Here is a 25,366-nt window from a genome sequence, read left to right as displayed (position 1 = left end):
AATTTATTGGTATCCGTTTAATCGTAAAGGCATAAGGGTTGGAAATGTCCAGGCATAATCATGTGTGGTATACATAACGGGACGATATTGTGCAAGATATTCATCAAATTGCGGCGAAGGGTAAATGCCATTCATCGCCTCCAGTAAGTTGGCCGGCCAGAAACCTGTTGCGGTATGAACAGAACCCGTATCCGGATTTTTGAAAAATTTCCACTCTTCGGGGTGTTGATTGTAATAAAACAAATAATCCAGCGCCTTTTTAAATGATGCCCCATCCCGTGATGCATTAAAGAGATTTTCGCCCGTCTGATTATAAATGATCCAGCTGGACGCGGTAAGCGGTGCCAAAGAGAAATAGGTATACCAAATACCCTTGCCCTGCCGCTTTACTTCCTCCACCAGGTGGCCATCTGGGGCGATTTTATCAAAAAGGTCCTTTTTAATTAAGGCAGTGTTTTGCTCCATATCTTCCCGGTCTTCCAGATAGGTATCGGCCAGGATAGAAGCCAAACGAGACCAATCGCCAGAGTTGTTGTTCCGGTACCTGATGCTGTTCGCTGCCGCACGAAACACATTTTTTGTCCACCATTTAAATTGTGTTACATCCTTGGACTTCCATCTTTTATAATCCTTGAGCAGGTCTGCACTGATCAATAAGGCAGTACCAGAATACGACATCACCAGTGAACCATCCAGTTGAGAATATTTTTTATTGATAGATGCCCAGGCATTCAGGAAATAAATGGCTTTATCTGCATATTTTGTTTTTCCACTCAGCTGATAAGCTAAAGCACAACTGTATGCCGAAAAACCATCCACCTGTAGCGCCCGTGAAGTTCGGCGGTGGGTTTCCTTGTCAACATAAAAACCCGGAATACTGAAATCTTCTACCGCATGTTGCGTGACCAGCAAAGCCGAATCTGCTTTAATCAGTAAGGCCGTATAGGCTGATAAATAAGGTTCTTTTTTGGCTTTGAGCTGTTTTTTAACAAAATCAATCTGCTGTTGCGGATGCATCCCCTTTAGCCGATGTTGCGCAAAAACTAGTTGCCCCGGCAGTATGCATAACAGCGAGGTTATAGATAAAATAATAAGAAAAAATTTCAGGTGCTTCATAGGTTTTATTTGGTTAATGAGAGTGCTTTAACAGTGTAGTTGTCTGCATGCTCGGCAATAATTTCTTAAACGGCATTATTCTCTGAACTATAGCGCTTTTTATATTCAGACGGACTGGTTTCAAATTGTTTTTTAAAGCATACACTAAAATATTTGGCGTTATTAAATCCGGTTTGGTAAGCAACTTCTGCTACGGTTAAATCTGCATGTTCCAATAAGTAGGCACTTCTTTTCAGGCGGATGTTCAGGATAAATTCTTTGATAGACATACCCACAATATCATTGATCTTTTGATACAGGATCGTCCTTCCAGTATTCATGTCAGACACAAAATCGTCTACCGAGTAATTGGGATTGGCCATATGCTGCTCAATAAACTTCATGGCCTTAATCAGCAATTCCTCATCCATCGAAGTAATGGTTACATTAACGGGATCTACGACGAGCCGCTTGCTGTACATTTCCCTCATTTCCTGCTGGTTTTTCAAAATGGTATCTATCTGCTGAATCAGGTATTCCACTTCAAAAGGTTTATCAATAAAAACGGTTGCGCCATGTTCCAGTGCCTTGGTTTTATTCTGATTTACGTCGCCCATGCCCGAAATCATGACGATGGGAATGTGGCTGGTTTTAAAGTTCTGCCGCAAATGGTTACATACCTCAAACCCATTGGTATTGGGCATCATCAGGTCGGAAATAATCAGTTGAGGATATATTTTTTCAGCTTTGATAATGCCCTCCTGACCATCGCTGGCCAAATAGACATTGTACTTTTCAGACAAGCGTCGCTCCAGATAGTTCCGCAGGTTAGGATCATCGTCAATCAACAAAATGCTGGTCGATTTCCTTGCATGCTTTGGAGATAGATCGGGTTCCTCGGCTTCTAAAAGGATTTCATCAATTTCGGAGATGGTATAATCGTATACGTTCGACTGCATATCGCCTGATCCTGCTTCTTTTTTAAGCGGGAGTATCATGGTAAAAGAAACCTTGTTGGTTTTATTTACCATCCAGATTTTGCCTTCAATGGCATCTACCAGTTCCTTTACAATGGCAAGGCCAAGACCTGAACTTTCTTCAAAAGTAGGGCGATAAGATGACAAGCGGTTAAAGGAGGTAAATAGTGTGGCAATCTGCTCTTGCGAAAAGCCTATACTGGTATTTAATACTTCAACAGAAATGTATTCCCTTTCAAGGTGATCCGGCTCCATAGCTAGCCTGGACTGTTCCTCAGCTGTAGATTGATAAATCCTTACGCCTACATAACCTTTGTTAGAGGTGTACTTTAAGGCATTCGAGAAAAGATTAGTCAGGATTTTTTCAATAATATCATAATCGAAAGCTACAAATAATTGGTCTTCATGAGCATTAAAATTGGTTTCTATTTCCTTTTTGTTCGCGTAGAGTTCAAAAAGTCCAAAAATATCATGCACAAAACCGATAAAATTGCCAACCTGTGGATTTAGGGTTATTTTCTGACTTTCTATTTCCCTAAAACGAAGCAATTGACTAATTGAACGCTGTATTCGCGCCACATTTTTCTCAATTAATTGCATATATCCAGCCGCATGGTCATTTTTCTGAACGGTTTCTTTTAACTGCTTCAATGGTTCGAGCACCAGGGTAAGCGGGGTTTTAAGATCGTGTGAAATATTGGTAAAAAAATCAGTTCTCGCCTGGTTCAAATCCCGCATATTTTGTTCTTTGAGTGCCTCTAACGCCAGTCGTTCTTTAAAAACCTTTTTATTGGTATAATACCGCATGATGAAAAACAAAAGCCCCAGTACAATTAAAGTGTAAATGAAGTAAGCCCACCAGGATAGAAAAAACGGGGGATTGACATGAAAATAAAGCTTTGAAATTTCGTTGCCCCAAAGCCCGTCATTGTTGGAAGCCTTGATCTCAAAAATATAATCTCCCCCCGGTAAATTAAAAAACTGTACAGCGTGTTGATTAGGATTCATCTTCAGCCATTTATCGCTTAAGCCAACCATACGATAAGAAAATTGATTTTGATCTGCCGATAAGTAGCTGTTTGATGAAAAACGGATTTCTATATTCGACTGGTTACTGGAAAGTGTAAACTTACCCTCATCGTGATTGCTTAAGGTAGAAATATCTTTGGTTAAAGGTGAATCTTCCGTTGCATTGCTTACCAGTTGGTTGTTAATTAATAAGGCTGTGAAAAATACTTTTGGTTTCTGGATGTTTTTGTTGAGGTATTGCGGATCAAAAAGTACAAATCCGTTAGTACCCCCAAATAATAGCTCTCCTTTTTTAGTTTTATAGGCCGACCTTAAATAGAACGAACCGCAACTATTTGCTTTATAAAATCTGGCTTTTTCAAACTTTTGAGTTTTTTGATTGAAAAAGTACAGCCCATCATTTGTGCTAAACCAAATATTTCCGGAAATATCGTCTTCCAAAATACCAAAAACGATTTTAGGAGGAAAACCATTGGCACTACTAAAGTTAAGGTAGCCTCCGTCTCTCTTTAGAAGATTAACACCTCTTCCCGAAGTACCCAACCAGAGGTCTCCATTTGATGCTTCATAGTAGCAACCCAAGTGATTCACCGCATATGGACCATCTTTGATGATATAGTGACGCAACACTTTAAGCGTTTTAGGATCTACAATATAAAGCCCTTGATGAGTAACCAGACGAAGGTGTTGCTGCTGATCGATCGAAATGGCCTCAATCTCTACGTCCAGTGCCTGTCCGTTTGCAGCGATCAATTTAACCATCTCCGCTTCTGTTGCCTCGTTTTTTTTGCGGTGGAAGAAATTTTTATCCGGATCGGTCATCCACCAGGTTCCTCCGGCATCCCGTACGAAATCATATACCGTTAAGGGCTGTTTGCTTCCGGGTAAAAGGATGTTAAGGTTACTAAAACGCTTTGTAGCCATTTCATAAGCAGAAATACCGCCGTTGAAAGAAGAAATAAAGAGGTTTTTTCGGTCAGGATCAAATTTTAAGCGCTTAACCATATTAGAATTGATGGAATTGGCTTCGGCCTTGGTAAAGTGGCGAAAACTGTCATCCTTCCTGTTCCAATAGTTGAGTCCACCGCCCTCTGTAGCAATCCAGATATTGCCCATATCATCTTCCTGAAAACCGCTTACTATGGGGTGGTTAAGTCCGCCAGGACTGGTTGTAAAATAACGAACGTATGCATCATAAGGTGAACAATAAGCGATTTTACCACCATAAGTACCAATCCAGGCACCCTGATCAGGATCGCCATAGATGGTCCATATCGAATTATTTGGCAATGAAAAAGCATCGTTTGGGTTCATTTTGAGTAGCTTGCTGATCTGAGTTTTCGGATCATAAAGCAACAATCCAGACTGTGTGGCTATCCACATGATGCCCGTTTGGTCAATAAAGATTTTTTTGGACATCGTAGTCTGGAAGCCCGGGCCGGTAACCGGTATATTTTTTTTAATTACACCTTTGGCATCAGTCACGAAAATGCCACCTCGCTGGGTTAGGAAATAATAATCGTCCTGATAGGCCACAGCGTCGTTCACCACAAAGGAGGTTTGACCCAGATTGGTAAAAACTGAAAAGCGTGCTGTTCTGGTATCGAACCTGTAAAGTAAATTTTCCTGGGAGAGATAAATATTTCCTTTCAGGCTGATCACACTCTCAAAATACCTGTTGGTAGGAAGCTTGATTTTCTTAAAATCCTTTTTCCCCCGACCAGATATATATAGGCTGTCGCCAGAGAGCATGTATAGATTGCCATTATTATGGAGGCATATGGAGCGGATTTTTCCAGGGAGAACCAGTTCAAAATTAAATTGTCCATAGTTAAACTTCAATAAACCATGATTAGTGCCCAAAAATAATCCACCTTTTTTATCTGTCACCAAAGAACCGTAAGCCCATTTTACTTTGGGGTCGCTCTTCGAGGCCAATTCATTTAACTGATAAAAACTGTTCCCGTCATACATAAAAACAGCATCTGGACCAGTATACCACATCCGTCCCAAGCTATCTTTGGTGATGCTCTGAATACCACTATAATACGATGTTTCGGGCATGACATGGAACCGATACCTGGATATATCAATTGCCGCCGCACTTTTTAGCAAAAATGCACAACATAATAGCAGCAAATAAGCGATTTTCCGGATACCCATAAAGTTAAAATGCATAAGCAGGTATTCTATTGGACTTTCTAATGATCATTTAATTTTTTCATCTTTCAATTATTCCATTTCCATCTGATTGATATCAATAGCAACTGAGATGCAGCTAAAATAAGTGTTATAATCGCCACGGTTAAGCGTGGATATCATAAATTGTAATTCATTTCGGATTTGTTACGATGAAGTTTAGCTATAACTGTCATCATAGATCCACTAGTGCCGCCGTCATCCGATAGCTATCGGATCTCGCGCATGCGGGAATCTTAAGGCGGTTGTATTAAGATTCCCAATCAAGTTGGGAATGACGATCTCTCGGGGATGTTATTCCTTAAAATTGATCCGTCATTCCTATTGATTTTTATACCGTAAATTATCCCTCAAGATGCCCATTCTATATTTTATGATATCCCATCCTACAATCTTCTCTTCAAACGACTAAGCGCCTCCAGATAATAATAATCTGCATAGGTTAAGGGCACATCTACTTCAGATTTAAAGGGAAATGCTCCCGTGCTGTGCATCAGGATAAAATTTCCGTTTTCGCCCAACTTTGCCGTATATTCATCAGAAGCGAGTGTCCGGATTTGCTTTTCTACCACTTCCATATATTTATTTTTAGTATCGGCATTTACAAAATCGCTTAATTCAGTCAGTGCAGATGCCATAATACAGGCCGCTGAAGCATCTCTTGGTGTATCAGCTCGCACCGGAGCATCGTAGTCCCAATAAGGAATGAAATTTTTTGGCATTTTAGGATGATTGATCAGAAAATCAGCGATATGCATCGCCTGATCCAGGTAGCGTTTTTCCCTGGTTTCCCGATAAAGATAAGTATAACCATAAAGGCCCCATGCTTGTCCCCGGCTCCATGCAGAACTATCAGCATAACCCTGATGCGTTTGCTTTTTATGCGGAAGACCAGTCTGTCGGTTATATGAAACGACATGGTAAGAGCTGAAATCGGGCCTAAAGTGATGCTCCATAGTTTTATCGGCATGCGAAAGCACTATTTTTTTCAGTTGCTCATTTGCTGATTGCTTGCTTGCCCACAACAAAAATTCGAGATTCATGATATTATCGATAATGACCGGATATTGCCAAACGGTTTTATTATGGTCCCACGACCTGATGAGGCCCACTTTAGGATCATAGCGGGTAGCCAGCGATTGCGCTCCTCTAAGCAAAACTGCCTTGTAAGATGTATCTCCGGTTAATCGATAGCCATTGCCAAAACTGCAATACAGCATAAAACCTACATCATGATTATCGGTGGTGAATTTCTCACGTTCTACCCTGGCCGTATACAATTTGGCGAATGCTAACAGTGCTGGATTTTTGCTATGCTCGTAAACATACCATAGAGACCCCGGAAAAAATCCGCTACACCACCAACTTGAATCAGAGATGGTGTTTTTGCCCGCTTCGAATGACCGTGGTAATACACCTGCCTGATGCTTATATTTTTTGGCCATTAACAGGCATTGCTGTTCAGCAAAAGACAGGGCTTGATTAACAACTGCTTTCAAATTTTGCGCATTTGCAAGGTTGTTCCATAATAACCCTGTTAACAACAGTGCTAAAAATCTCCTCATAAATTTTATTTGATGTTTTTGTAATAATCTGCAATAACATACCAGGCTTTTTTACGAAATCCCTGATCAGAAACCAGTCCTTTTCTGTTCCAGCCATCCTGATAAGTAGGGTGAAAGCGAAATGGCGACCGAAAATCGAACAATACCCAGGGTGATATTCCATTGAGATTTGGAATATTTTTAAACATTTCCAGGTTATCCTTGTAAAGCTGGGCCTGGTAGTCTTCGCTCCATGAACCTGCTACATCAGCGTCACCGGTTTTCCCATACAATGCCTCAGCACCAAATTCTGAAATAATCAGAGGTTTGTTGCTGGCCACGTCCCAAATGGCCTTTTTTGGTGTAACGGGCCAGGGATGATACCAACCCATATATTTATTAATGGCCACCACATCAATTTCATTTATAAAAGGGTCGTCCATTACAAAACGTTGTTTATCCGGATTAAACCGAACCAGATCAAATGCAGCCGTAATTAAACGGGTGCTATCAATATCTTTCGTACATTTAATCAGGTATTTAAGAAATTCATTCCTGGCAACAGATGGCTGGGTTTCATTAGCCATTCCCCAGAAAGAGATGGCGCATCGGTTTTTATCCCGCATTACCATCTCGCTGATCATCTTTCCGGCTTTCTTTTTGGTTTCAAGGTTTTCAAAATCAATCCCTTGCCATATTGGTGTCTCTTCCCACAACAGAAAACCCATTTTTTCGGCAGCACGTACCGTATATTCATTTTGCGGATAATGTGCCAAACGGATCATATTACAGCCTAAAGCTTTCGCTTCAGATAAAAGCATCATGGCATCTGCCTCAGAGAAAGCTCTACCTTTACGCTGTGGAATTTCCTCATGAAAACTAATAGATTTGAGAAAAACCGGCTTGTCATTCAGGTAAATCTGTGTTCCTTTTACCGCCAGGTTTCTAAAACCAATCCGTTCTTCTACCCTATCTTGGCTGGTAGATATCACCACCTGATAAAGTTTAGGCGCATCAGGCGACCAGCGCTGTATTTTTTTTACACCAGTGATTGACACGCTAGCAGTCCCGTCTTGATCGGTAACCAGCTTTTGTTTGATATTCAGTTCAGGAATCTCAATGGTTAGCGCTACATTTTTCTGGTTATCAACAACTTTAACCTTCGCATTAATTTGATCAGGACGATGTTTGTCCAACTGAACAAAATAATCCTGAATAAATATCTTTGGGGTTGATACCAACATCACATCGCGGGTGATGCCTCCATAATTCCACCAATCGAATGATTTCGCGGGAATAGCATCAGCAGTCCGGGTATTGTTTACCTCCAGGGCTAAAAAATTATCTGATTTTTTCACCAGATCTGTTATCTCTACCTGAAAAGGTGTAAAACCTCCTTCATGTTCTACAATTTCCTTTCCGTTCAAATAAACCTTACATCGATAACTTACCGCAGCAAAGTAAATAAACAGGCGTTCGTGATCTGCTTTGAGCGCATCAAAATGCCTGGCGTACCAAACCGTACCTTCATAATATTTGAGTTCGGGCAGTTGACTGTTCCAGTCTGAAGGCACATTTAATTTTAAGCCACTATCAAAGGCATATTCATAAAAATCTGTCTTTCCGGCTGGTTTTTTATTGAGGTATATTTTGTTTTTCCGTCCCTGATCGTACTGGTCTATAATCGCTTCCCATTGCCCGTTAAGCGATTGTGTTGTTCTGCCGTATACATTAACCAGGGTCTCCTGGGCAGAAAGTTTAGACAAAAAGCAACATAATATTAGGAGCAAATTAAAAATGGTTCTGGTTGGTTTCATAAATTACGGTGTTTATTTTTTAAAAATCTTCATCGCGAAACCACCGCCCTGAGCCATGCTAATGGATAATTTTCGATCTGTAGGAATCTCGATCTGATGCTTTTTGTAGTCTGTAGCGATTTTATTGGCGTTAATCCCATCCTGATAAATTTCTGCAACATAATCTCCGCTACCAAGAAAACTGAGGTCAAGATCAAGTTTGCGTGCTTCCCAATTGGTTAAAGCACCCAGGTACCAGGCGTTACCCTTTTGGCGGACAGTGGTAATGTATTGCCCGATCTCACCGTTAAGTACGATGGTACGATCCCAAACCGTAGGGATAGCACTAATAAAATCAGTACATTCCTGCTCCTTCGCATAATTGTCCGGGCTATCACAAAGCATATTTAAGGGCGATTCAAAAACTACATATTCTGCCAGTTGCCTGCAGCGTGTCCCCTGACTCATGGGTTCATCATTTATTCCCCTATGGCTACTTTTAGTTGCATTACGCATGGCACCCTGCGTGTAATCTACGGGTCCAACGATCATCCTGATAAAAGGCATAGTCACATCGTAGGTTACCATATCCATCTCCGGCCCGTTCCATTTCATCTGCTCCAGACCATTTACAGCTTCATAATTAATTACATTCGGAAAAGTACGGTTTAGCCCGGTAGGTTTATAGGTACCGTGAAAATCGACCATCAACTTATATTTGGCGGCTATTTCTGCGGCCCGGTAATGAAAATCAACCATTTCCTGATCATCACGGTCCATAAAATCGATCTTAAAACCTTTTACCCCCAACTGCGCGTAATGTCTGCAAACTTGTTCCAGATCGCGTGCAAAGGCATAGTACCCAGTCCATAGAATAAGGTCTACATTTTTAGATTTGCCATAAGCGACCAGTTCTTTCAGATTAATTTCTGGAACAACCTCAAACAAACTTGCCTTAAGATTTACTGCCCAGCCTTCATCCAAAATCACATATTCAATTTTATTTTTGGCGGCAAAATCTATATAAGCCTTATAGGTTTCGGTATTAACACCCGAAACAAAGTCTACCTTACTCAAGCCCCAGTTATTCCACCACTCCCAGGCCACTTTGCCAGGTTTTATCCACGAAATATCCTTTAAACGGCTGGGTTCGGCCAACTTGTAAACCATATCATTATCCGCCAGGGCTTTATCGCTGGTGCTAACAATGGCAATGCGCCAGGGAAATTTGGTTTGTGTCCTACTTTTAGCAAGATAAGGCTGGCGTGAGGTGACGATTTGTTGCAGCTGGTTATGTCCGCCCTGCCCGGTAGATTTTGGATAAGCTGCGAAGTTGGCTTCCAGAACATTTCCTCCGGCAGGATTAAAAAAAAACATACCCGGATAACTTTGCAAATCAGCTTCGGCCAGACATACTTTTTTACCCTTATCCAATTCCACCACCAAAGGAGAAAATGCAAGCCTATGTTTATCCATTTTACTCAAAGGGGTGTAGGTATAGGTATTTTCAAACGAATTGAAATATTGGCCCTCAATGGTTTTCTCTTTAGTTTTTACATAAGGAATGTAGGCTTTGTAATCTTTTGGAAAATGAAAAGCGGCCAGTTCTTCATTCACGATAAAATCCTGCTTAGCCACAGAGACAAACCGGTAAGCCATGCCCTCATTGTAAAGTCGAAAAATCAGTTTGTAATCTTCCTTAAATTCCAGCGTCAATTCTGCATATTCATCATTGATACGGTTTCTTTTATAAAAATAGGCAGGGATTTCCTTTTTAACGGTAATGGTTTTGCTTTGTTTCAGGTGAGATTTGATACCGAAGGTTTTCCCATTGCCCAATTTCATGGCTATGTCGCCAGAATTCAGTAGGCGTTCACCATCATGCGCCAGCTGAAAACGGATACTATCTCCAATGCTTACATCCACCTGCAACCGCCCGTCGGGGGAATTAAGACTAACCCTCTTTTGGGCGATTGCGGGGATGCTAAGGAACGTTAAAAGGAAAAGGTTTAATATGTTTTTCATCGGTTATTTTAAAATGGTATAGCTGTACATCACAAAATCATTTATAGCAGGCAAGACTACTTTCAAGGCTCCTTTTCTACCAGTGGTTTGAATCATCGCCTTCCCCCTTCCAAGTAGCGGTTTTAATTGTATTTTAACCTTTTCGGGTAACCAGGTCTCCAGTATGCCTGTGGCGTCAGAATTATTTTCCCTGAACACCATCAAATAACCCCTATCTTTTAGGAGAGATTGAAAACCTGTCCATGATTTGCCTGAAGGTTCATCACCAATCGGTAAAATGGTTCCCTGATGAAAATCGTGCTGCACCTTTTTATACTTCGCAATCAATTCTCCTAATTGTAACGCTTCTTTGGGTAGTCCCGTGCCTTCAAACCAGGCCAGTGGCTGGGCGGCCATGGTAATGGCAAATAAATATTCGAAAGTATAATCGGAAGGAGCGAAAGGATCCTGGCCATATTTGTCGGTATTTCTCCATTTATTTAAAAATTCGATCTGCAACTTCTCTGGTGGTATGTATTTAGAAAGCTGCCATAAATTGCGGAGTGTCCAGTAAGGATAGTAATTTTGCCAGTCGGTGTAACGGTTCTCCAGAAAAATATTGCCGTATTCGGTAAAAAGATGATAACCTCCCCTGCGACCCGCAGTAGCATCGAGATTGAAAACAGCCTGGTTTTCTGTTTCGCTCAACGCCCGATTAAACATTTTGGTTAGATTAATTTCCGATTGTTTGTTGGGAATAGACAGTCCATCAATTTTAAATGTCCTGATTCCGTACATCCGGTACAGTTCGACCATCGCCGAAGCATCTTTTTCCCAGTCTGCATAGTCCTGCTGAATACTGGGGTTAAACCATAAGCAAATTTCGATACCCAGCGCTTTACCTCTTTTTACGACTGGACCTAGTCCAGTCGGATATTTTGCCGTATCAGGTTTCCAATAATTGGGGTTGTCCCAAATGTTTTTAAAAGATCCTTTGGCCAATGCAGAATTTGGACTTTTCCCTTGCTGCCATCCGTCATCGATCTGAAAATGGGTGATACCCAGTTTAGCTGCAGCTTCCAGTTCTAACAGGCTAAATTTTTCCTTAACTTTAGCATCCTGGCTCCTATCGCCCCAGGTATTCATCATCACCATTTCGTCTCGCTGTGATTCATTTTTACGGATGGTTTTCTGATAGCCACGTAACGCTTGCAACTGGTTAAACTCTTTTCCGCTATAAACGCCCAATACCACTGTATAAGCTTTGCGCCACTCATCTGCTCGGATATCTTTGGCACTTAGCCCTAATCCGTTTACCGCAAAATGCCCAAACTCAGTCGTAAAATCCTGACCGCCATAGGCCAGCTGTACACTGGAAGCCGGCGCTTCCTTTAAGAAAAAAAAGCCGGCCTCTTTTTCCTGGTTGTGCGCAAAAAGCAGGTTGCCCCGGTAACCTTTTTTTCTATAGGGAATAAACTTATTTTCCAGTACCAGGTTGTTGTTCCAGTCGGTTACGTCAAAAAATTCGACCGCTTTACCCTGCCAGTGGTAACCGTCCAGCTTTAACTGATCTAAAACTGTGGCAGAACTATTGACCTTCATATCATCGGCAAATTCAATGTTTTTCTGATCCGCGGCATTGGCCTGTTGTCCTCCTGATATACCCGACAGCTGGCCTTTCAGATAGGTTTCGCCGGCGATTGAAGCGCTTTGCGCATTGATCCGGTAAACCCGCTTTACGTCAAGCGCGCCTATAGAAAAAGAAATAATGGTTTCCTGTGAAGAGATGTGAATGGTATTGTCTTTCTTTACTAATACCTCATACTGTCCATTCTGAGTTTCGGTGCCGGCTTGAATGTAAAAATCGGGACTCTTAAGCTTATTAAGCCAAACTTTCCGGCCTTTTTTATCGCTTAAGCTATGCGTAATTACATTTCCCTTGTTCCAGATAAATTTACGCTCAATAAATTGATTGCCTATCGTCAGGGTATCTTGATCAAGGCGACTGTAGCATGCATCCTGTGCGGAGCAAGATATACCAGCCGCCAAAAGTAAAAGCAGCAGTAAAAAGGTATAAACTTTCCCTGTTAAATTGCTTTTGATCCTTGCAAAGATTGGTACTGGTGTCACCTGCGGAAGAAGATGACCGAAACTTTGCGGAAGGCACCGCCTGTTGATCTCATAATTTGTAGCTGTCATATTTGGAGATTCCAAAACTAGCTACTTGCGCTTAACGAGGGGTTCAGTTTTGTACGGAAATGGTTCAGTTTTGTACAAAAAACCAAAGCATTGATTTTTTTGACTGTATCCACACGATTCAACACAAGAAATATGGTTGAATTGACTTGATGCCAGATGTAGGCTATACAGCAGGTGCAGCCCATCTAGCGAGAAAAATGGATGAAGATTTTCTACTCGATCAGCTAATTGGGCATTTCGGCAAAAATGGCCAGCCGTTCCGCATTTAAACTGTCACCCCATTTCGCTTTAAAGTGACCACCTGTTTCGGGGCAAACTGGCCGTTCTGATCTTTCGATCAGCTTTTTTCGCAACTGGCTTTCGGGAATAATTTTTCAATTTCTGCATAAAATAAAGGCTCCTGGGAGCATATCTACTATTCGGGATGGACTACGGTCACTTCGCTGTTTTGAAGGGGGTATGGCGTTTTTTTTACGCGTTCCAGTACCTGCGAATGGATTTTGATCGCTAGAAAGGTCTGAATTGAGGATAAATCCGGCAGTATGATGGATTAAACCGAAAAGTCCTGAGGAAAATGGATTTGGATCCGAAGTGTATATTTGTTCAGAGGGAAAGGAACTTAGATGTGCATCATCCGGTAATCAATTTGGTGGCCAGTTTGGCCCGAAACAGAGGGGTCACTTTCACCGAAATACACACTTTGAGCAGATTTTTTCTGAATATGGATGGATTTTCTTCCATCTGCTTCTTGAATATCCTGTTAAAATGGCTCTGGTCGGAGAAACCTGTAAGGTATGCGATTTCGGTGAGGGAGTATGCTGTATTCTGCATAAGGCTTACGGCTTTCTCGATACGCATCTTTCGGATATACTCTCCAAATGATAAGTTGTCGAAGTATTTGGAGAACTCCCTTGAAACGTAGGCAGGATTGATCTCCAACGATTCTGAAGCCTGCGAAAGACTAATGCTCATATTGGTGTCCATCTGGTCCTGGATCATCTCTTTCAGCTCCCTTGTCCACTGCGGGGCATTTTGTGAACTTGATTTCAGGTAGCGATTGTAAACATCGAGCAAAAGGTGCTCTACGGGAGACTGCGTGTGCTTTTGGTCGTGAAGGTGCTTGGCCCACGTATAAAGGCCGTCATATATGGTCATTCCAATTTCCAACAGATCGTGGTCATCGGGGATGTTCCTTGAGAGCCCCAGAAAAATAGCAGACAGGCCGGCTGCCTGTGGGGCAAAATCGGGCCTGTCTGTATCAGCACCACGGATGATGGCAGCCATCCTGTCCAGGGCCACATCCTTTATGTTGTGCTTTTTGAGGAAATAATCAAAGGTACACTTGTCATCATAATGGCTGTATTCCACACCCGGAAGGTCAAACGGAATGGCACCGATTTTTTCGGCCTCGGCAATTACCTGTTCAAATTGAACGTAGATGATTTCTGCATCTGGATCAATGAACCTTTTAATCAGCCAAGGGCAGGCGATCCGGTCAATCTTTGGTCTTTCTCGGGTGATCCATTTCATTTTCTTTATCGAAGCTTAAGCGCTAAAGTTAATGAATGGAAGCCAAATTCTATTTACGTTAAAGGATTTGAGTTGTGCAACAGCCACGTAAGCGCGTACCTGCAGCTCCATTTCCGGCATCATAAAATTTTGCAGCATCGGCTTCGATTGCAGATACCAGCTCTTTAACTTTTTTGAATTTTTCCATAATTGTTTTTTTATTGGCCAGAAGCCGGCCATTATCTTATAATTTACATTTAACAAAGCGTGCCACTAAATTAACAAAAGCATTTAAACACCCAAACCCTGACTGGCAGAAACCTCTTTTCCCTTTGATTTTATTACCTCCTTATTTATTGAAGGTTCCTTAAGGAACTGCTCCCTTTTCTCAGGTTTACCACTCAGGGCAAACATATTCAACTGAGAATAGCGTGGAACGGCTTCAACCTGCAGTTTGACCTGCTCCCCATTTTTGTCAACAGTGATAAAGGGCCGGTCGCCATTTTTCAGCTGCGCTTCCAGTTTGGCTCTTTCCTTCGGATCGTCAAGTTCCTTGATGTTGAATTTATCAAGTACTTCTTTCAAGTTAAACCCGTAGGAAGGGTCATGGTATTGGTTCATATTGAAATTCATGTAACGGTCCCTGGGGCCATCAAGATCCAGCTTCATCCATGCTTTATAGGGGTGTCCGCCCTGGGTAAGCATATCCTCACGATATACTGCACGGCCTTCAATTAAGTTTATGGACTGTGAAGCAGTAAAGCCCTTACCCCTTTCCACCCAGATGGTCTGAGGCAATGGCGGATTGCGGAAAGTCCTGCCAAATTCCTTATCCATATAATTAATTTTGCCTGCTTCCATGGAAACCAGTCTGGTTTTATGGGCTGCATCCTTTCCAACGGCAAGCTCGGCATTTCCGGTATGTTTCTTGAAGACTTCAATGGCCTCGGCTACATTTTCTCTTTTCCAGACATTGTTTTTCCCCGGGGTTTCGCTGGGCGAGATCACCAGGTACTTCTGGCCGGCCTCCAAGGGTCTAGCCTCATTTAATGCTACATCATATTTGTTCAGGTAATAATTTGCTGACTGTCCTGACTGTTTGAAATAGAGATTGAGGTCGATCTGTCCCTTTTGACCGGCTACCTGATCCTTTAAAATAAATTCGGGAAGATTATTTTTCATGTTTTCTTCCATTTTTTCCTGAAGCTCCTTACTGAAGCCCAAAGATTTCATCTCGTTTTTGAGATTTTCTAAATTGTTTAAATTCATACTATTGTTGTTTTTGGTTAATGGATTAGCTTGCCTTAATGCTTCTAAAAAATCATCTGCATGCTGATAATAAATGGGATGTCCCAGACTGCTACCTGGCAGTTCCCGGCAGCCCATCTTTGCATCCAGATCGTCCAGCGCTTCATCGATAGAGGCAAATGAATTTACCTGATAAGGCTGCAGGCACATAGCTGAGGGCAGCAGTTCAACAACCACATGCGGGAGTCCTGCGTCCCGGGCATTTTCTACTATATGGGCAATTGTTTCTGCATATCTGGTTTCCAGCAGCATATCATTTTATTTAAAGTCAGGGAGCGTTACTTTGATCAAGTGATTTTTTGGTTTTTAGCTTGATGATGGCCGGATACTGTTCGTTCACTGCGGCTTTATGCGCTGTTATTTTTTTCTTTAAAACCTCCATAGGAATCAATCTTTGTTTTTCATCTCGAAAAACGAGTTCTTTTTGTTTTGGATTGGCTTCCAGATAAAACATCCCTGTACTTTCCAGCTTGAATGGGACTTGCGCACCATTGTTAATCATTTCAAGAACTTCACTTCGATCGATGGCTGGGTACTTTAATTCTTCAGCAACTTTTTTAAGCAAGTCGGGGGCGCGGAAGCCCTCTTCTACAAAAAGTTCACGCAATGGGAATTTTCCTGTGGCATCCATGGACTCAAAATCGATCTGCAGCCACTTCTCGGCTTTCGAGTGATCTACCGTTACGCTAACCGCACCACCTTTTAACAGATAAATAACCTGGTTTATATTTAGTCCATGCCTGCCATCTATCATACATTGGCATTCCCCTTCTGCCGGATGATGCAATGTTGCATGCAGGTTATCCAGACGATAACCTCCATACCTGCTTTTTTCAATATGGAGCACAATTTCCAACGCGCTATCCTGTTCAAACCGGCTTGAGATGGGCAGCGCTATTTTCTCCCTTTCAAAATCAAGCTGATCTTTAAGATAAGGGGAGAGCCCTGTAATACCCATCGCCCGAATCCGGTCATCCAGCTTGTTGAAGTTTTCATTCATTTCCCTTTCAAAATATCTGGTAAGCCGCGGTATGGTCAGGAAGCGTTCCTTCCATTCCGCGATTTTCCGTATAAACAGATGGGGAAAGAATTCTTTACGCATATTTTTCAGCATGGCCATGATAATGCCGGCATAGATTTTCTCATCAATACTTGGCGCGATTAACAACCGGGCCAGGCCCGAGCGCATATAGATATATTTTTCACTTCTGATACTTTGGAAAATACCTCCATCCTCCCCGAAAGAAGATTCCAATTGCTTTTGCCTTTCATCCCAGTTCTTTAAGATGATTTTTCCACGGTTAACTGCTGGCGCCATATCATCTGCTGATTTTATTGTTCCTGAGCAATACCGGAAATCCGGCCTTCACCTTCATTTTTACGCGTCTGATTTTTTTTGAAAAAAGGCCCTTGGCTGCATCTAAACCAGCTCCGGCAGCTTTCATGCCTACCGACTGGTCCATCGTTAAAAGCTGAAGGCTCCGCACCGCGTCATCAGCGCCTCCGGATATGGCACTGTTTACCACAGCATCCGGGGCCTCTATTCCTTTTATTCCATCCAGGCTGTAGACAGAAAGATCTACGGGAATAATATTATCGCCCATCCTGATCGTTTTGATGTCGACCAAAAGGCGCTGGTTGGTCAGGTTGCAAAGCCCAAAAATCAGCTGACCTTGTGGTAATAATACTTCTCCCAGGCGTACCGAATCGGTGAGCACGAGTTTTAATACCCCACCCTGTACCAGCGTCTGTTTTTCAGCAATCCGCGCGGGGATAGCAGCAAATTTTTCTTCGGGTGCGGAATTCACCTGCTTAATGTAGGCATCCCGCACACGTTCGGGATGCTGGATATCAAGTACCTTTTCCAGCATCCCGCTGAGCTGATTCATTTCCTGATCTTCACTATTGCCATTTTGCATGGCAGACATGAGCTGCTCTAAGCGCTCCACATCAGATTTCATTCCTGGAACCGTAATTTTACTTTTCCTGACCAGGGCTGGCTCTGTCGTCTCTAAGGGCGTATTAATCTGGTTATTTAACGTTTGCAGCTTAAGGTCGATTTCCCGGGTTGGATCTTCTTTCGGTGGAGCGTGAAATCCCAGGCGGTCTGCAATCTGATCCAGGCCGCCGCTTATTTTTTTTATGGAATCCTGATCCCCCAGCTCGTAAATACCCAGTTTATTGGTCGGCTTTTCTTTTGAAAAGCTGGCATCGGGTAAAGTAGCATTGATACCTGTCTGTTTGAGTTGGGCTGACTGTATAGCCCTGCCACCGCCCATGGCATAAAACGCCATGGCAAAAAAAGGCAGGATAAGTATTGGCAGTCCCAGGAGAATTTTTCTTTTGTCAATTATTTTTCGGTTTTTCATTTCTATATTTTTATGGTGAATAATTAATCTACTGCTGAAATAATCAGTGAAAGAAAATAACTGCTACAGATAGCCAGAAATGCGATCAGCAGTGTCAGCATTGCCCTCATAGAGAGATGACGGCACTTCCAGTTAAGCCAAATGGAAAAATTTTTCTGAACGGAAAGTATTTTTTCATTCAGATGCGCAGACACCGTTGAGTGGACATTCTTTTCTTTAGGTTTTTCCATTGTTTTAGGGTTTTATGGGTTCATCGAAATTATCCAGGGTCTCCCATCGCTGGATCAAAAAGCCGTGGGGGTTATTATCCGAGCGCGAAACATTGCGCAGATATCCCGAAGTAAGGAGTTTCCGCCTCACTGTTGAAGTTGCACGGATCAGCCGCTGGGTAGCGTAGCATCTGAAATAGTAAGGATATTGGTTCAGATCCACCCGAGTGCTGTCTATTGTTATTTCCTGGGAAATATTGGCCGAGATGAGGTTATTGAAATATCCTTTCTCTTTTAGGTTATCATAGGCACGCTTGGCACTTTCATCTGCCAGGTTAAGGGCGGAGGAAATATTGGTCTGAATCACCTTTTCATCAGGATCAAGGGTAAAAAAGTAATGGTGAAACATCTTGACGTGGTCCCTGATCTCTACGCCGATATTGTCCTTACGCTCGGAGGCGAAGGCTTCCAGGGCTTTGCCATTTGCGAGAATATAAACCTTTGCCTGCGCCCTGCCGGCCAGATCAAAACCTTTATAGATGGCAAAGCCTGATATCAGCATGCAGGCCAGGATCAGAAAAATGCTGAACCGTTTGATATGGTTGAAAGCGGTGTCGATATTTTTTAACTGCGTGAACATAGCTTGGTTTTTAAGTTAATTTTCCTGTTATCTTATCTTTTTGATGGCTGGCCTGATCTGGGAAATAATCTCCATGTGCGGCGCTTGCATAGCTTTGCGACTGCATTCTTGCGCTATCTCCAAGCGCATCAGCAACCATGCCGCCTGCCCCCATGGTTGCATTCATGCCGGACCGCGGGGCGGCAACAACCAGTGAGTTGACCTTGTTCAGTATAGCATTGCCCCCACCTGCATGTACCACATAATTGGCGACATTGGGCACAGAAAAATAGCCTACGATCCCAATAATGAGAAATATGAGATATGCCGTATCGGTGGAAGAGAAAAAGGTATCTCCCTGCGCCTGGATCTGCGAGAGGTCAACTTTGATCATGTTTTCCTGTATCTTTCCCAGGATGCTGCCGAAGATATTGGCAATGGGCAGCCATAGAAATATATTTACGTAACGGGCCAGCCAAACGGTGAGGGTCTGCTGGAAACCATCAAATACGGCGAAACCAAAAACCAATGGTCCCAAAATGGCCAGCACAATTAAAAAGAAAGTGCGGATGGTATTGATACACAACGCTGCTGCTGCATAAAGTACTTCCAATATTTCTTTAAGCCAGGATTTTATTGAATTACGGAGGTTGTAACTCTGTTTTTCCATCCAGAACTGCATCGAATTACCGAGGCCATCCAGAAAGGTTTCATTCTCCCTGCCGGGATCTTTGGGATGGGTATATTTGTACCATTTATCACTGTCCCCGTTGCCACTTTCTCCAACGTACATCTGCCAGTTCTTTGATTTTTTTATGGCCTGTTCCTTTAAGGCAAGCAATCGCTCAATGGCCTTATTGCTACCACTGACCATAGCGCCAGTTGCCGAAACAGTAGGTTTCAAAATACCATTCATAATACCAATTACCATGGGAAACATCATGATACACATGCCGAGCGCAAAAGGGCGGAGCAAGGGATAAAAATCGATTGGTTCGGCTGCAGCGATCTGCCGCCAGACGCGGCTGGCGATGTACCATAGTGCTCCAAAGCCGGCGATTCCCCTGGCCACATCGATTAGCCTGGAACACAATGGCAGCATATCTTCGTATACCTTGTCCAACACGGACTGCATACCGGAGAGTTCACCCGCAATTCCCTGCGCTCCAGCCATGGCCGGCAGAATAAAAAAGGCAAAAGCGAGGCCTGCCCCCCTTAAAAGGTGAGAAAAAAAACGTTTCATATCCGTAAAAATTAATTGATTTTAAAGAGATTTTTTGTTCTGTCAATATCTGCCCTGGCGGCCTTTCGCTGCATCAGTAAAGTCCCAGCCTGACGGTTAAAGCTCCGAAGGAAGATGAGCTTATCTGAAGTATCGGCAAAGATCCGGTCAATGGCACCCAGCCGGTCCTCATCACTCATCCGGAGCGAATTTGCCGTGAGTATCAGGGTCAGCTTATCCAGATTATCCATACTGGCTGAGAAAAGTTCGCTGTAAACCTTTGCGAGGTAGTCCAGTTCAACCGCACTGAAAAGACCTGATGAGTTAAACTGCTTAAAGGCATGCTTATATTCTGAAAGGATATCTTTTTGGAAAGACAGGATATCCCCTACCCTTCGATATTTGCGTACTTCCGGACTAACCAGCATCATTCCATCCAAAAAGGCCTCATGAAGGGAGAAATTTCCCTGGGAGATATTTTTCACTGCATTATATCCATTGGAGATGACGGTGTATCCTTTTTTCATATCCTTCAAAATGTTCTTGAGCTGGCTGAGCTTTTCTACATTGATCAGTAACTGCTGGGCTTCTGTAGATTGAGCAAAGCCATTACCTGCCAAAATCATCACAAACAATACAACAGTAAACCATTTTATGCTACCTGATTTCATACCAATCCTCCATTTCCTTTAAGGTTTTTAGCTCTTTACTGTGCGCCGAGGCAAGCGATCTGGCTGCAGCGGCAAAGCGTAGGGTAAATGTTTTCTTTTCCTTCATGGCACTGTAAAGTTTATCGATCCTTTCCAGGCGCTCATCATCACTCATCTCCAGTTTTCCCGAGGTGATCACCAGCAGCAGGTCTTCTAAATCCCTCAGGCTATCCAAGAGCAGATTACTAGCCACCAAGGCCACATAAGCCTGGTTAGCATCCCCTAATAATTCCAGGCTTTCAACCGATGAAATAGCTCTCCCGATCTGAAGCTGCAACTGGATAATCTCCACAATTTTGCTGCTGCGTTTGATCTCAGGGCTAACGACTTTAAGGGAAGCGAAGAAAGCACCATGCAGATCGAATTCTCCTTTGCTTGCGATTTTGATGAAATCCAGGCCAGAGCTGCCGATCTCATATCCTTTTTTGAGGTATCCTGCATAAACTTTCAGTGCAGCGACCTGTTCGAGCAGGTATTTTTTTTGGGTCTTTTTCTGAGAAAACCATTCTGACCAGGTCTGAGCTGTAGATACCTGCGCAAAGAGCAGTAGTGAAGCACACACTAAAAACCATTTTTTCTTTCTAGTTGACATCATAAAGCTCCTTTAATTTAGCAACCTCATCCAGTGAGTTAGCACGTCCGATACTCAAAGTGATGTTTCCGGAATTAAACCTTTTCAGATCGGTATAATTTCCCTCCATTTTATCCGCCGCAGCGTTAATGATTTCTAACCGGTTTGCATCGCTCATCTGCGTTTTAAAGGCATTCACTACCAGCAGCACCTGATCGAGATTTTTGACACTTTCCTCGAGAATCCCTAAATAAACCTTTTGCATCTCCTCAAGTTCATCAGAAGAAAAATGGCTGTCCTTTTGAAAAAGGCCCCACGCCCATTTGTATTCATCGACAATTGCGATCTGTTTTAAGGTGAGCTCTTTTACCCTTTTATAATAAGTAATGGCGGACTTCACTTTCCATAGAGAGGTATAGTATTCTTCGTATAGTTCTTTCTGCCTCTCCGTCCAGTCGGCAATCTCTGTGAGCTTTAACTTGGAAAGCTGGTTTTCGAGCACCTTTTGAGCATTCTGCAGCCAGATGGTCTCATTCTGCAAACGCTGAACCTTGAGGTCTACGGCGCGGATGACCTTCTTTACGCCCGCCTTGATAACCTCCAGTACCGCTATCTGGGCGGTGGCGCCTTTAGGGATGCTGACGCAAATGGTCATGGCACTGACGGGCAATATTACCATATAGTTTTTCATAATTTTTTTTATTTTTCTTCCCAGCAGACCAAGCTTCGAAAACGGGTTTGCCAGTGGGTTTCTGATTTTTGCGGTACATGGCCTTGTACCTAAAATTTGAGATCTCATATTGTTGGGTGGGTTAATTTTTGGTGTATTTTCTCTTTCCAATGAGAATATAACCTGATCCGGGAAAGATGTTGATCAGTCTTCCCTTTCTGGTTTCGGTAAGTGTCCTGGTGCCCTCATCATAAACAGCGTTCCATTCCTCGCTTTCATATTGACGCTTCCCTATTTTTCCACCATCGATAATGTTAAATCCCGTTCGGCGATGGATTAAAAACTGGTTGCTTTCAGTTGCTTCAACGATGAGGGTATCATCGGCCTGACTGTATTTTCCCCTGGCAGAATTGGTGTAAGTTCCGGGAAGAAATTCCCTGGTCTGATCCCTTTTACAGGCCGCGAGCTGCATGAGCGGTAAGGCGGCTAAAAAATAATGATAGATTTTCATGGCTAACTACTTGTTTTTAAATTGATTGTTTTCTGATATCCTGGGCTAATGCACTTATCCCCTTTTGGATACTCCCGAACCTGGCAGCATATTCCTGTACCTGCAACTTTTCCTTCTCTTCGGTAGTATAAGCGAGATATTCCTCCAAAGAAACTTCGGTGCGGTAAACCTTACTAGGAGGAGAGATGAATACTTCTTTGTATCTCCTGCCTGGTTCGTTGGCGCGGTTCATGGAAAGGATCTGGGCTTTTTCCTTGTCGGTCAGCCCCAGCAGTTCCTGGATTTCGGTAAAGCGGTTCTGGTATTTGCGCTGATCAAATAGGATCTTGCATGCCGAACTGCTGATGATGGTCTGCCTGACAATGGGCGAAGAAATAATATCCTCCACTTCCTGGGTAACTACCACAGCCTCGCCGAAGAACTTGCGCACGGTCTTGAAAAGGTAACGGATGTATTCTGCCATGCCTTCCCTGGCGATGGCTTTCCAGCATTCTTCCAGAAGGATCATCTTTCGGATACCTTTAAGCTTTCTCATTTTGGAGATAAAAACATCGATAATAATCAGGGTCACCACGGGAAAAAGAATCGGATGATCCTTGATCGCATCAAGTTCAAAAACAATAAATCGCTCGGAAAGGAGGTCTAGCTGGGTTGTGGCATTGAGCAGGTAATCAAATTCCCCGCCCCGGTAGTATGGTTTTAACACATAAAGAAACCTGCCGATATCAAAATAGCTTTCCTTGACCCCGTTTTCTTTGAGAACCATGAGGTATTCCCCGGAAAGGAACTCATAAAATGAATTGAAGCAGGGAAAGATATCCGGATATGATTCCAGCTGTTGAAAATACAGACTGAGCGCATTGGAAAACCCGACATATTCTGAGCGGGTAAAGGATTCACCTTCCCTTTTGCAGAGCGCGAGTAGCAAGGTTTTGATACTCTCCCGTTTTTCGGTATCCATCAAATCTCCGGGCATCAGGTAAAAGGGATTGAAGGCTATAGGATTGGTTTCACTATAGGTAAAATAATATCCCCCCACCAAATCACAAAGGCCTTTATAGCTATGGCCGACATCTACCAGCAGCACATGGGTCCCTTGCTCGTAATAGCTCCGGACCATGTGGTTGGTGAAAAAGCTTTTGCCTGACCCACTGGGGCCGAGTATAAATTTATTGCGGTTGGTGGTGTAGCCCTTTTCCATAGGCTCATCTGAAATATCAACATGCACGGGCCGTCCGGAAATGCGCTCGCCAAGCCTGATGCCGAAGGGAGAAAGAGAATCCCGGTAATGGCTTTCCATGTTGAAAAGGCAGGTTGCCTGCTCCAAAAAAGTATCAAAAGTATCGTTCATGGGAAAGTCGGCTTCATTTCCGGGAAGCCCTGCAAACCAGATCTGAGCCTGTCCATCAGTTTCCCTTTTGGCCGAAGCATCGATGGCAGCCATGCAGGAGCCCACCTTATTCTTGATATCTTTAAGCTCAACGGCATCATCCGACCAGGCCATTATATTTACATGCGACTTTACCGGAAGCCTGCCAAGTGCCACCGCTTCGTTAAGAAAGTCATTTACCGCATCGCGTGAAACCGCATTCTCACGGGAATAGGCAGAAAGTGACTGCAGGCGCAGTTTTTTAGCCTCAAGCTTTTTAAGGGTCTTTTGGGTATCTCCGATAAAAACATACTGGTTCAGGATGTGGTTGCAGCTGAGCAATTGCCCAAGGGGACTGGCAAATCCGATGCTGAATTTGGACCGGTCATTAGAATAGGGCTCATAGTTAATGCGGCTACCGCAAAAAGAAGGCAGGTCTTCGACATCCGCCAGGGTATAGATTTCCATACGCTTCTCCCCGATTCTGATTTCCTCCTTTAAATGGATGTCTCGGACCATTGGCATTTCAGATTCACCCAGTAGCGTGCAGTAGCGTTCAATAATGCCGGCGGAGGTGGCTGTACCTGCAAGCTCATCATCCTTTAAGCGTTCCAGAGAGACGAACCCGGAATCATGAAGGATGCCCGCGAACTGACCGGCACTATCCAAAAAGTCTGACAGTAGCGTATAGCTGATGGTCTGCGGGGGAACAAGCCCTCTTCTCATCAGGCCAGAAGTGGCCGATGAGGATGATTTCCCTGCCATTGCCCTGCGGGTGAGAAAAATGTAGCAATTGTGATGGGTATAGGGCCTTTCGTTAAAAAAACGTTCACTGGAAAGGGAAAGAAAACCGCTTTCGGCCTTTTCAAAATTTGCACGGAATTTTTCCTGGATAAACCAGTCCTGTTTATGAAAAATGCTTCCGGAAGGCAAAAGCCTGATGGCTTTTACCCATGCCTGATGATATGCTTCATAGTCCCTTTCGGAAAGAGAAAAGATCTCGGGCAGAATTGTGCGGTACGCAATGGTGATGTCCCCGTTGTAAGAAAGGATACAGTCATGCTCTACTTTATAAATGGGAAGAATTTGGAGGGCCTCTGTCATGGTTTAAGAGTTAAATGTTTGAGATTAACTTTGGGATACTTTAGGGATGTGAAGATCCTGCGGGTGCTAAATCGGATATAGCCGGGAAGCCGTTTTCGGGCCAGGTATTTCATCAGTCCGTGCTCCCCGAACCTGTAGCTCAAGCGGAAAATCACCATAAAAAGCGCGGTTCCCGATCCCATGATCAGGGGCAGCAGCAGAAAAAGGCTAAGCCCTGAGATATAAAGTATGGCAAAAGACAGGAGCAGCAGTACCAACCCGATAGCCAGATAGGCAATATATTGCGCCTTAAGCCCCTTGAAGAGGATAGGTTTTGAAACGCCCTTATTGATCTGATAGATAACTGCCATGG

The 25,366-nt window shown here is 43.2% G+C and carries 20 protein-coding genes; all 20 read right to left on the bottom strand.

The window, feature by feature from the left end; genetic code table 11:
• Nucleotides 1-3: 3 nt before the first annotated feature.
• Nucleotides 4-1,017, bottom strand: coding sequence for an alginate lyase family protein (locus tag ACTJKC_RS15320; protein WP_440793206.1), 1,014 nt, complete (start codon nucleotides 1,015-1,017; stop codon nucleotides 4-6).
• A 164-nt stretch (nucleotides 1,018-1,181) separates the two neighbouring features.
• Entirely contained in the window at nucleotides 1,182-5,165 is a 3,984-nt protein-coding gene (locus ACTJKC_RS15315; RefSeq protein WP_440793204.1) for a hybrid sensor histidine kinase/response regulator transcription factor, read from the bottom strand.
• Between the two features lie 521 nt (nucleotides 5,166-5,686).
• Nucleotides 5,687-6,865, bottom strand: a complete 1,179-nt coding sequence (locus tag ACTJKC_RS15310) for a glycoside hydrolase family 88 protein (RefSeq protein WP_440793202.1) — start codon at nucleotides 6,863-6,865, stop codon at nucleotides 5,687-5,689.
• A 5-nt stretch (nucleotides 6,866-6,870) separates the two neighbouring features.
• A complete protein-coding gene (locus ACTJKC_RS15305; RefSeq protein ID WP_440793200.1) occupies nucleotides 6,871-8,661 on the bottom strand; it encodes a glycoside hydrolase family 2 protein in 1,791 nt (596 codons plus the stop codon).
• A gap of 12 nt (nucleotides 8,662-8,673) precedes the next feature.
• Nucleotides 8,674-10,665, bottom strand: coding sequence for a glycoside hydrolase family 97 protein (locus tag ACTJKC_RS15300; RefSeq protein ID WP_440793198.1), 1,992 nt, complete (start codon nucleotides 10,663-10,665; stop codon nucleotides 8,674-8,676).
• Nucleotides 10,666-10,668: 3 nt separating this feature from the next.
• Nucleotides 10,669-12,843, bottom strand: coding sequence for an alpha-galactosidase (locus ACTJKC_RS15295; protein WP_440793196.1), 2,175 nt, complete (start codon nucleotides 12,841-12,843; stop codon nucleotides 10,669-10,671).
• Nucleotides 12,844-13,473: 630 nt separating this feature from the next.
• On the bottom strand, nucleotides 13,474-14,373 hold the full coding sequence (locus ACTJKC_RS15290) for a chromate resistance protein ChrB domain-containing protein (protein ID WP_440793194.1): 900 nt from the start codon (nucleotides 14,371-14,373) through the stop codon (nucleotides 13,474-13,476).
• Nucleotides 14,374-14,431: 58 nt separating this feature from the next.
• Nucleotides 14,432-14,560 (bottom strand): hypothetical protein, encoded by a 129-nt coding sequence (locus tag ACTJKC_RS15285; protein WP_440793192.1) that lies wholly within the window; start codon nucleotides 14,558-14,560, stop codon nucleotides 14,432-14,434.
• Between the two features lie 83 nt (nucleotides 14,561-14,643).
• Nucleotides 14,644-15,912, bottom strand: a complete 1,269-nt coding sequence (locus ACTJKC_RS15280) for a hypothetical protein (protein ID WP_440793190.1) — start codon at nucleotides 15,910-15,912, stop codon at nucleotides 14,644-14,646.
• A gap of 16 nt (nucleotides 15,913-15,928) precedes the next feature.
• Nucleotides 15,929-16,978 carry a hypothetical protein gene (locus tag ACTJKC_RS15275; RefSeq protein ID WP_440793188.1) on the bottom strand — a complete coding sequence of 350 codons (1,050 nt, stop codon included), beginning with the start codon at nucleotides 16,976-16,978 and terminating at the stop codon, nucleotides 15,929-15,931.
• A gap of 1 nt (nucleotide 16,979) precedes the next feature.
• Nucleotides 16,980-18,029 carry a conjugative transposon protein TraM gene (gene traM, locus ACTJKC_RS15270; RefSeq protein ID WP_440793186.1) on the bottom strand — a complete coding sequence of 350 codons (1,050 nt, stop codon included), beginning with the start codon at nucleotides 18,027-18,029 and terminating at the stop codon, nucleotides 16,980-16,982.
• 23 nt (nucleotides 18,030-18,052) lie between these two features.
• Nucleotides 18,053-18,259, bottom strand: coding sequence for a hypothetical protein (locus ACTJKC_RS15265; protein ID WP_440793184.1), 207 nt, complete (start codon nucleotides 18,257-18,259; stop codon nucleotides 18,053-18,055).
• 4 nt (nucleotides 18,260-18,263) lie between these two features.
• Complete coding sequence (gene traK / locus ACTJKC_RS15260; RefSeq protein ID WP_440793182.1) at nucleotides 18,264-18,878, bottom strand: conjugative transposon protein TraK; 615 nt, start codon at nucleotides 18,876-18,878, stop codon at nucleotides 18,264-18,266.
• Between the two features lie 10 nt (nucleotides 18,879-18,888).
• Nucleotides 18,889-20,031: a conjugative transposon protein TraJ gene (gene traJ, locus ACTJKC_RS15255; protein WP_440793181.1), complete on the bottom strand. Its 1,143-nt coding sequence runs from the start codon at nucleotides 20,029-20,031 to the stop codon at nucleotides 18,889-18,891.
• 80 nt (nucleotides 20,032-20,111) lie between these two features.
• Entirely contained in the window at nucleotides 20,112-20,750 is a 639-nt protein-coding gene (locus ACTJKC_RS15250) for a TerB family tellurite resistance protein (RefSeq protein WP_440793179.1), read from the bottom strand.
• Nucleotides 20,737-21,384, bottom strand: coding sequence for a hypothetical protein (locus ACTJKC_RS15245; RefSeq protein ID WP_440793177.1), 648 nt, complete (start codon nucleotides 21,382-21,384; stop codon nucleotides 20,737-20,739). The genes ACTJKC_RS15250 and ACTJKC_RS15245 overlap by 14 nt, the downstream gene beginning before the upstream one ends.
• Complete coding sequence (locus ACTJKC_RS15240; protein WP_440793559.1) at nucleotides 21,371-22,051, bottom strand: conjugal transfer protein TraI; 681 nt, start codon at nucleotides 22,049-22,051, stop codon at nucleotides 21,371-21,373. The genes ACTJKC_RS15245 and ACTJKC_RS15240 overlap by 14 nt, the downstream gene beginning before the upstream one ends.
• A gap of 121 nt (nucleotides 22,052-22,172) precedes the next feature.
• On the bottom strand, nucleotides 22,173-22,541 hold the full coding sequence (locus tag ACTJKC_RS15235; protein ID WP_440793175.1) for a hypothetical protein: 369 nt from the start codon (nucleotides 22,539-22,541) through the stop codon (nucleotides 22,173-22,175).
• A 16-nt stretch (nucleotides 22,542-22,557) separates the two neighbouring features.
• Nucleotides 22,558-25,014 (bottom strand): TraG family conjugative transposon ATPase, encoded by a 2,457-nt coding sequence (locus ACTJKC_RS15230; protein WP_440793173.1) that lies wholly within the window; start codon nucleotides 25,012-25,014, stop codon nucleotides 22,558-22,560.
• A complete protein-coding gene (locus tag ACTJKC_RS15225) occupies nucleotides 25,011-25,364 on the bottom strand; it encodes a DUF4133 domain-containing protein (RefSeq protein WP_440793171.1) in 354 nt (117 codons plus the stop codon). The genes ACTJKC_RS15230 and ACTJKC_RS15225 overlap by 4 nt, the downstream gene beginning before the upstream one ends.
• Nucleotides 25,365-25,366: the final 2 nt, after the last annotated feature.

This window comes from Pedobacter sp. 22226 (genome assembly GCF_052045455.1).
Taxonomy (GTDB): Bacteria; Bacteroidota; Bacteroidia; order Sphingobacteriales; family Sphingobacteriaceae; genus Pedobacter; species Pedobacter jeongneungensis.
This window is presented reverse-complemented; position numbering and strand designations above follow the sequence as displayed.

Coding starts and splice junctions, on each gene's coding strand:
- ACTJKC_RS15225 (WP_440793171.1), bottom strand. CDS start 25,364: ATGGCAGTTATCTATCAGATCAATAAGGGCGTTTCAAAACCTATCCTC.
- ACTJKC_RS15240 (WP_440793559.1), bottom strand. CDS start 22,051: ATGAAAAACTATATGGTAATATTGCCCGTCAGTGCCATGACCATTTGC.
- ACTJKC_RS15310 (WP_440793202.1), bottom strand. CDS start 6,865: ATGAGGAGATTTTTAGCACTGTTGTTAACAGGGTTATTATGGAACAAC.
- ACTJKC_RS15305 (WP_440793200.1), bottom strand. CDS start 8,661: ATGAAACCAACCAGAACCATTTTTAATTTGCTCCTAATATTATGTTGC.
- ACTJKC_RS15235 (WP_440793175.1), bottom strand. CDS start 22,541: ATGAAAATCTATCATTATTTTTTAGCCGCCTTACCGCTCATGCAGCTC.
- ACTJKC_RS15245 (WP_440793177.1), bottom strand. CDS start 21,384: ATGATGTCAACTAGAAAGAAAAAATGGTTTTTAGTGTGTGCTTCACTA.
- traM (WP_440793186.1), bottom strand. CDS start 18,029: ATGAAAAACCGAAAAATAATTGACAAAAGAAAAATTCTCCTGGGACTG.
- ACTJKC_RS15285 (WP_440793192.1), bottom strand. CDS start 14,560: ATGGAAAAATTCAAAAAAGTTAAAGAGCTGGTATCTGCAATCGAAGCC.
- ACTJKC_RS15290 (WP_440793194.1), bottom strand. CDS start 14,373: ATGAAATGGATCACCCGAGAAAGACCAAAGATTGACCGGATCGCCTGC.
- ACTJKC_RS15230 (WP_440793173.1), bottom strand. CDS start 25,014: ATGACAGAGGCCCTCCAAATTCTTCCCATTTATAAAGTAGAGCATGAC.
- traK (WP_440793182.1), bottom strand. CDS start 18,878: ATGTTCACGCAGTTAAAAAATATCGACACCGCTTTCAACCATATCAAA.
- ACTJKC_RS15265 (WP_440793184.1), bottom strand. CDS start 18,259: ATGGAAAAACCTAAAGAAAAGAATGTCCACTCAACGGTGTCTGCGCAT.
- ACTJKC_RS15315 (WP_440793204.1), bottom strand. CDS start 5,165: ATGCCCGAAACATCGTATTATAGTGGTATTCAGAGCATCACCAAAGAT.
- ACTJKC_RS15300 (WP_440793198.1), bottom strand. CDS start 10,665: ATGAAAAACATATTAAACCTTTTCCTTTTAACGTTCCTTAGCATCCCC.
- ACTJKC_RS15295 (WP_440793196.1), bottom strand. CDS start 12,843: ATGACAGCTACAAATTATGAGATCAACAGGCGGTGCCTTCCGCAAAGT.
- ACTJKC_RS15280 (WP_440793190.1), bottom strand. CDS start 15,912: ATGCTGCTGGAAACCAGATATGCAGAAACAATTGCCCATATAGTAGAA.
- ACTJKC_RS15250 (WP_440793179.1), bottom strand. CDS start 20,750: ATGAAATCAGGTAGCATAAAATGGTTTACTGTTGTATTGTTTGTGATG.
- ACTJKC_RS15275 (WP_440793188.1), bottom strand. CDS start 16,978: ATGGCGCCAGCAGTTAACCGTGGAAAAATCATCTTAAAGAACTGGGAT.
- traJ (WP_440793181.1), bottom strand. CDS start 20,031: ATGGCTGGAGCGCAGGGAATTGCGGGTGAACTCTCCGGTATGCAGTCC.
- ACTJKC_RS15320 (WP_440793206.1), bottom strand. CDS start 1,017: ATGCATCCGCAACAGCAGATTGATTTTGTTAAAAAACAGCTCAAAGCC.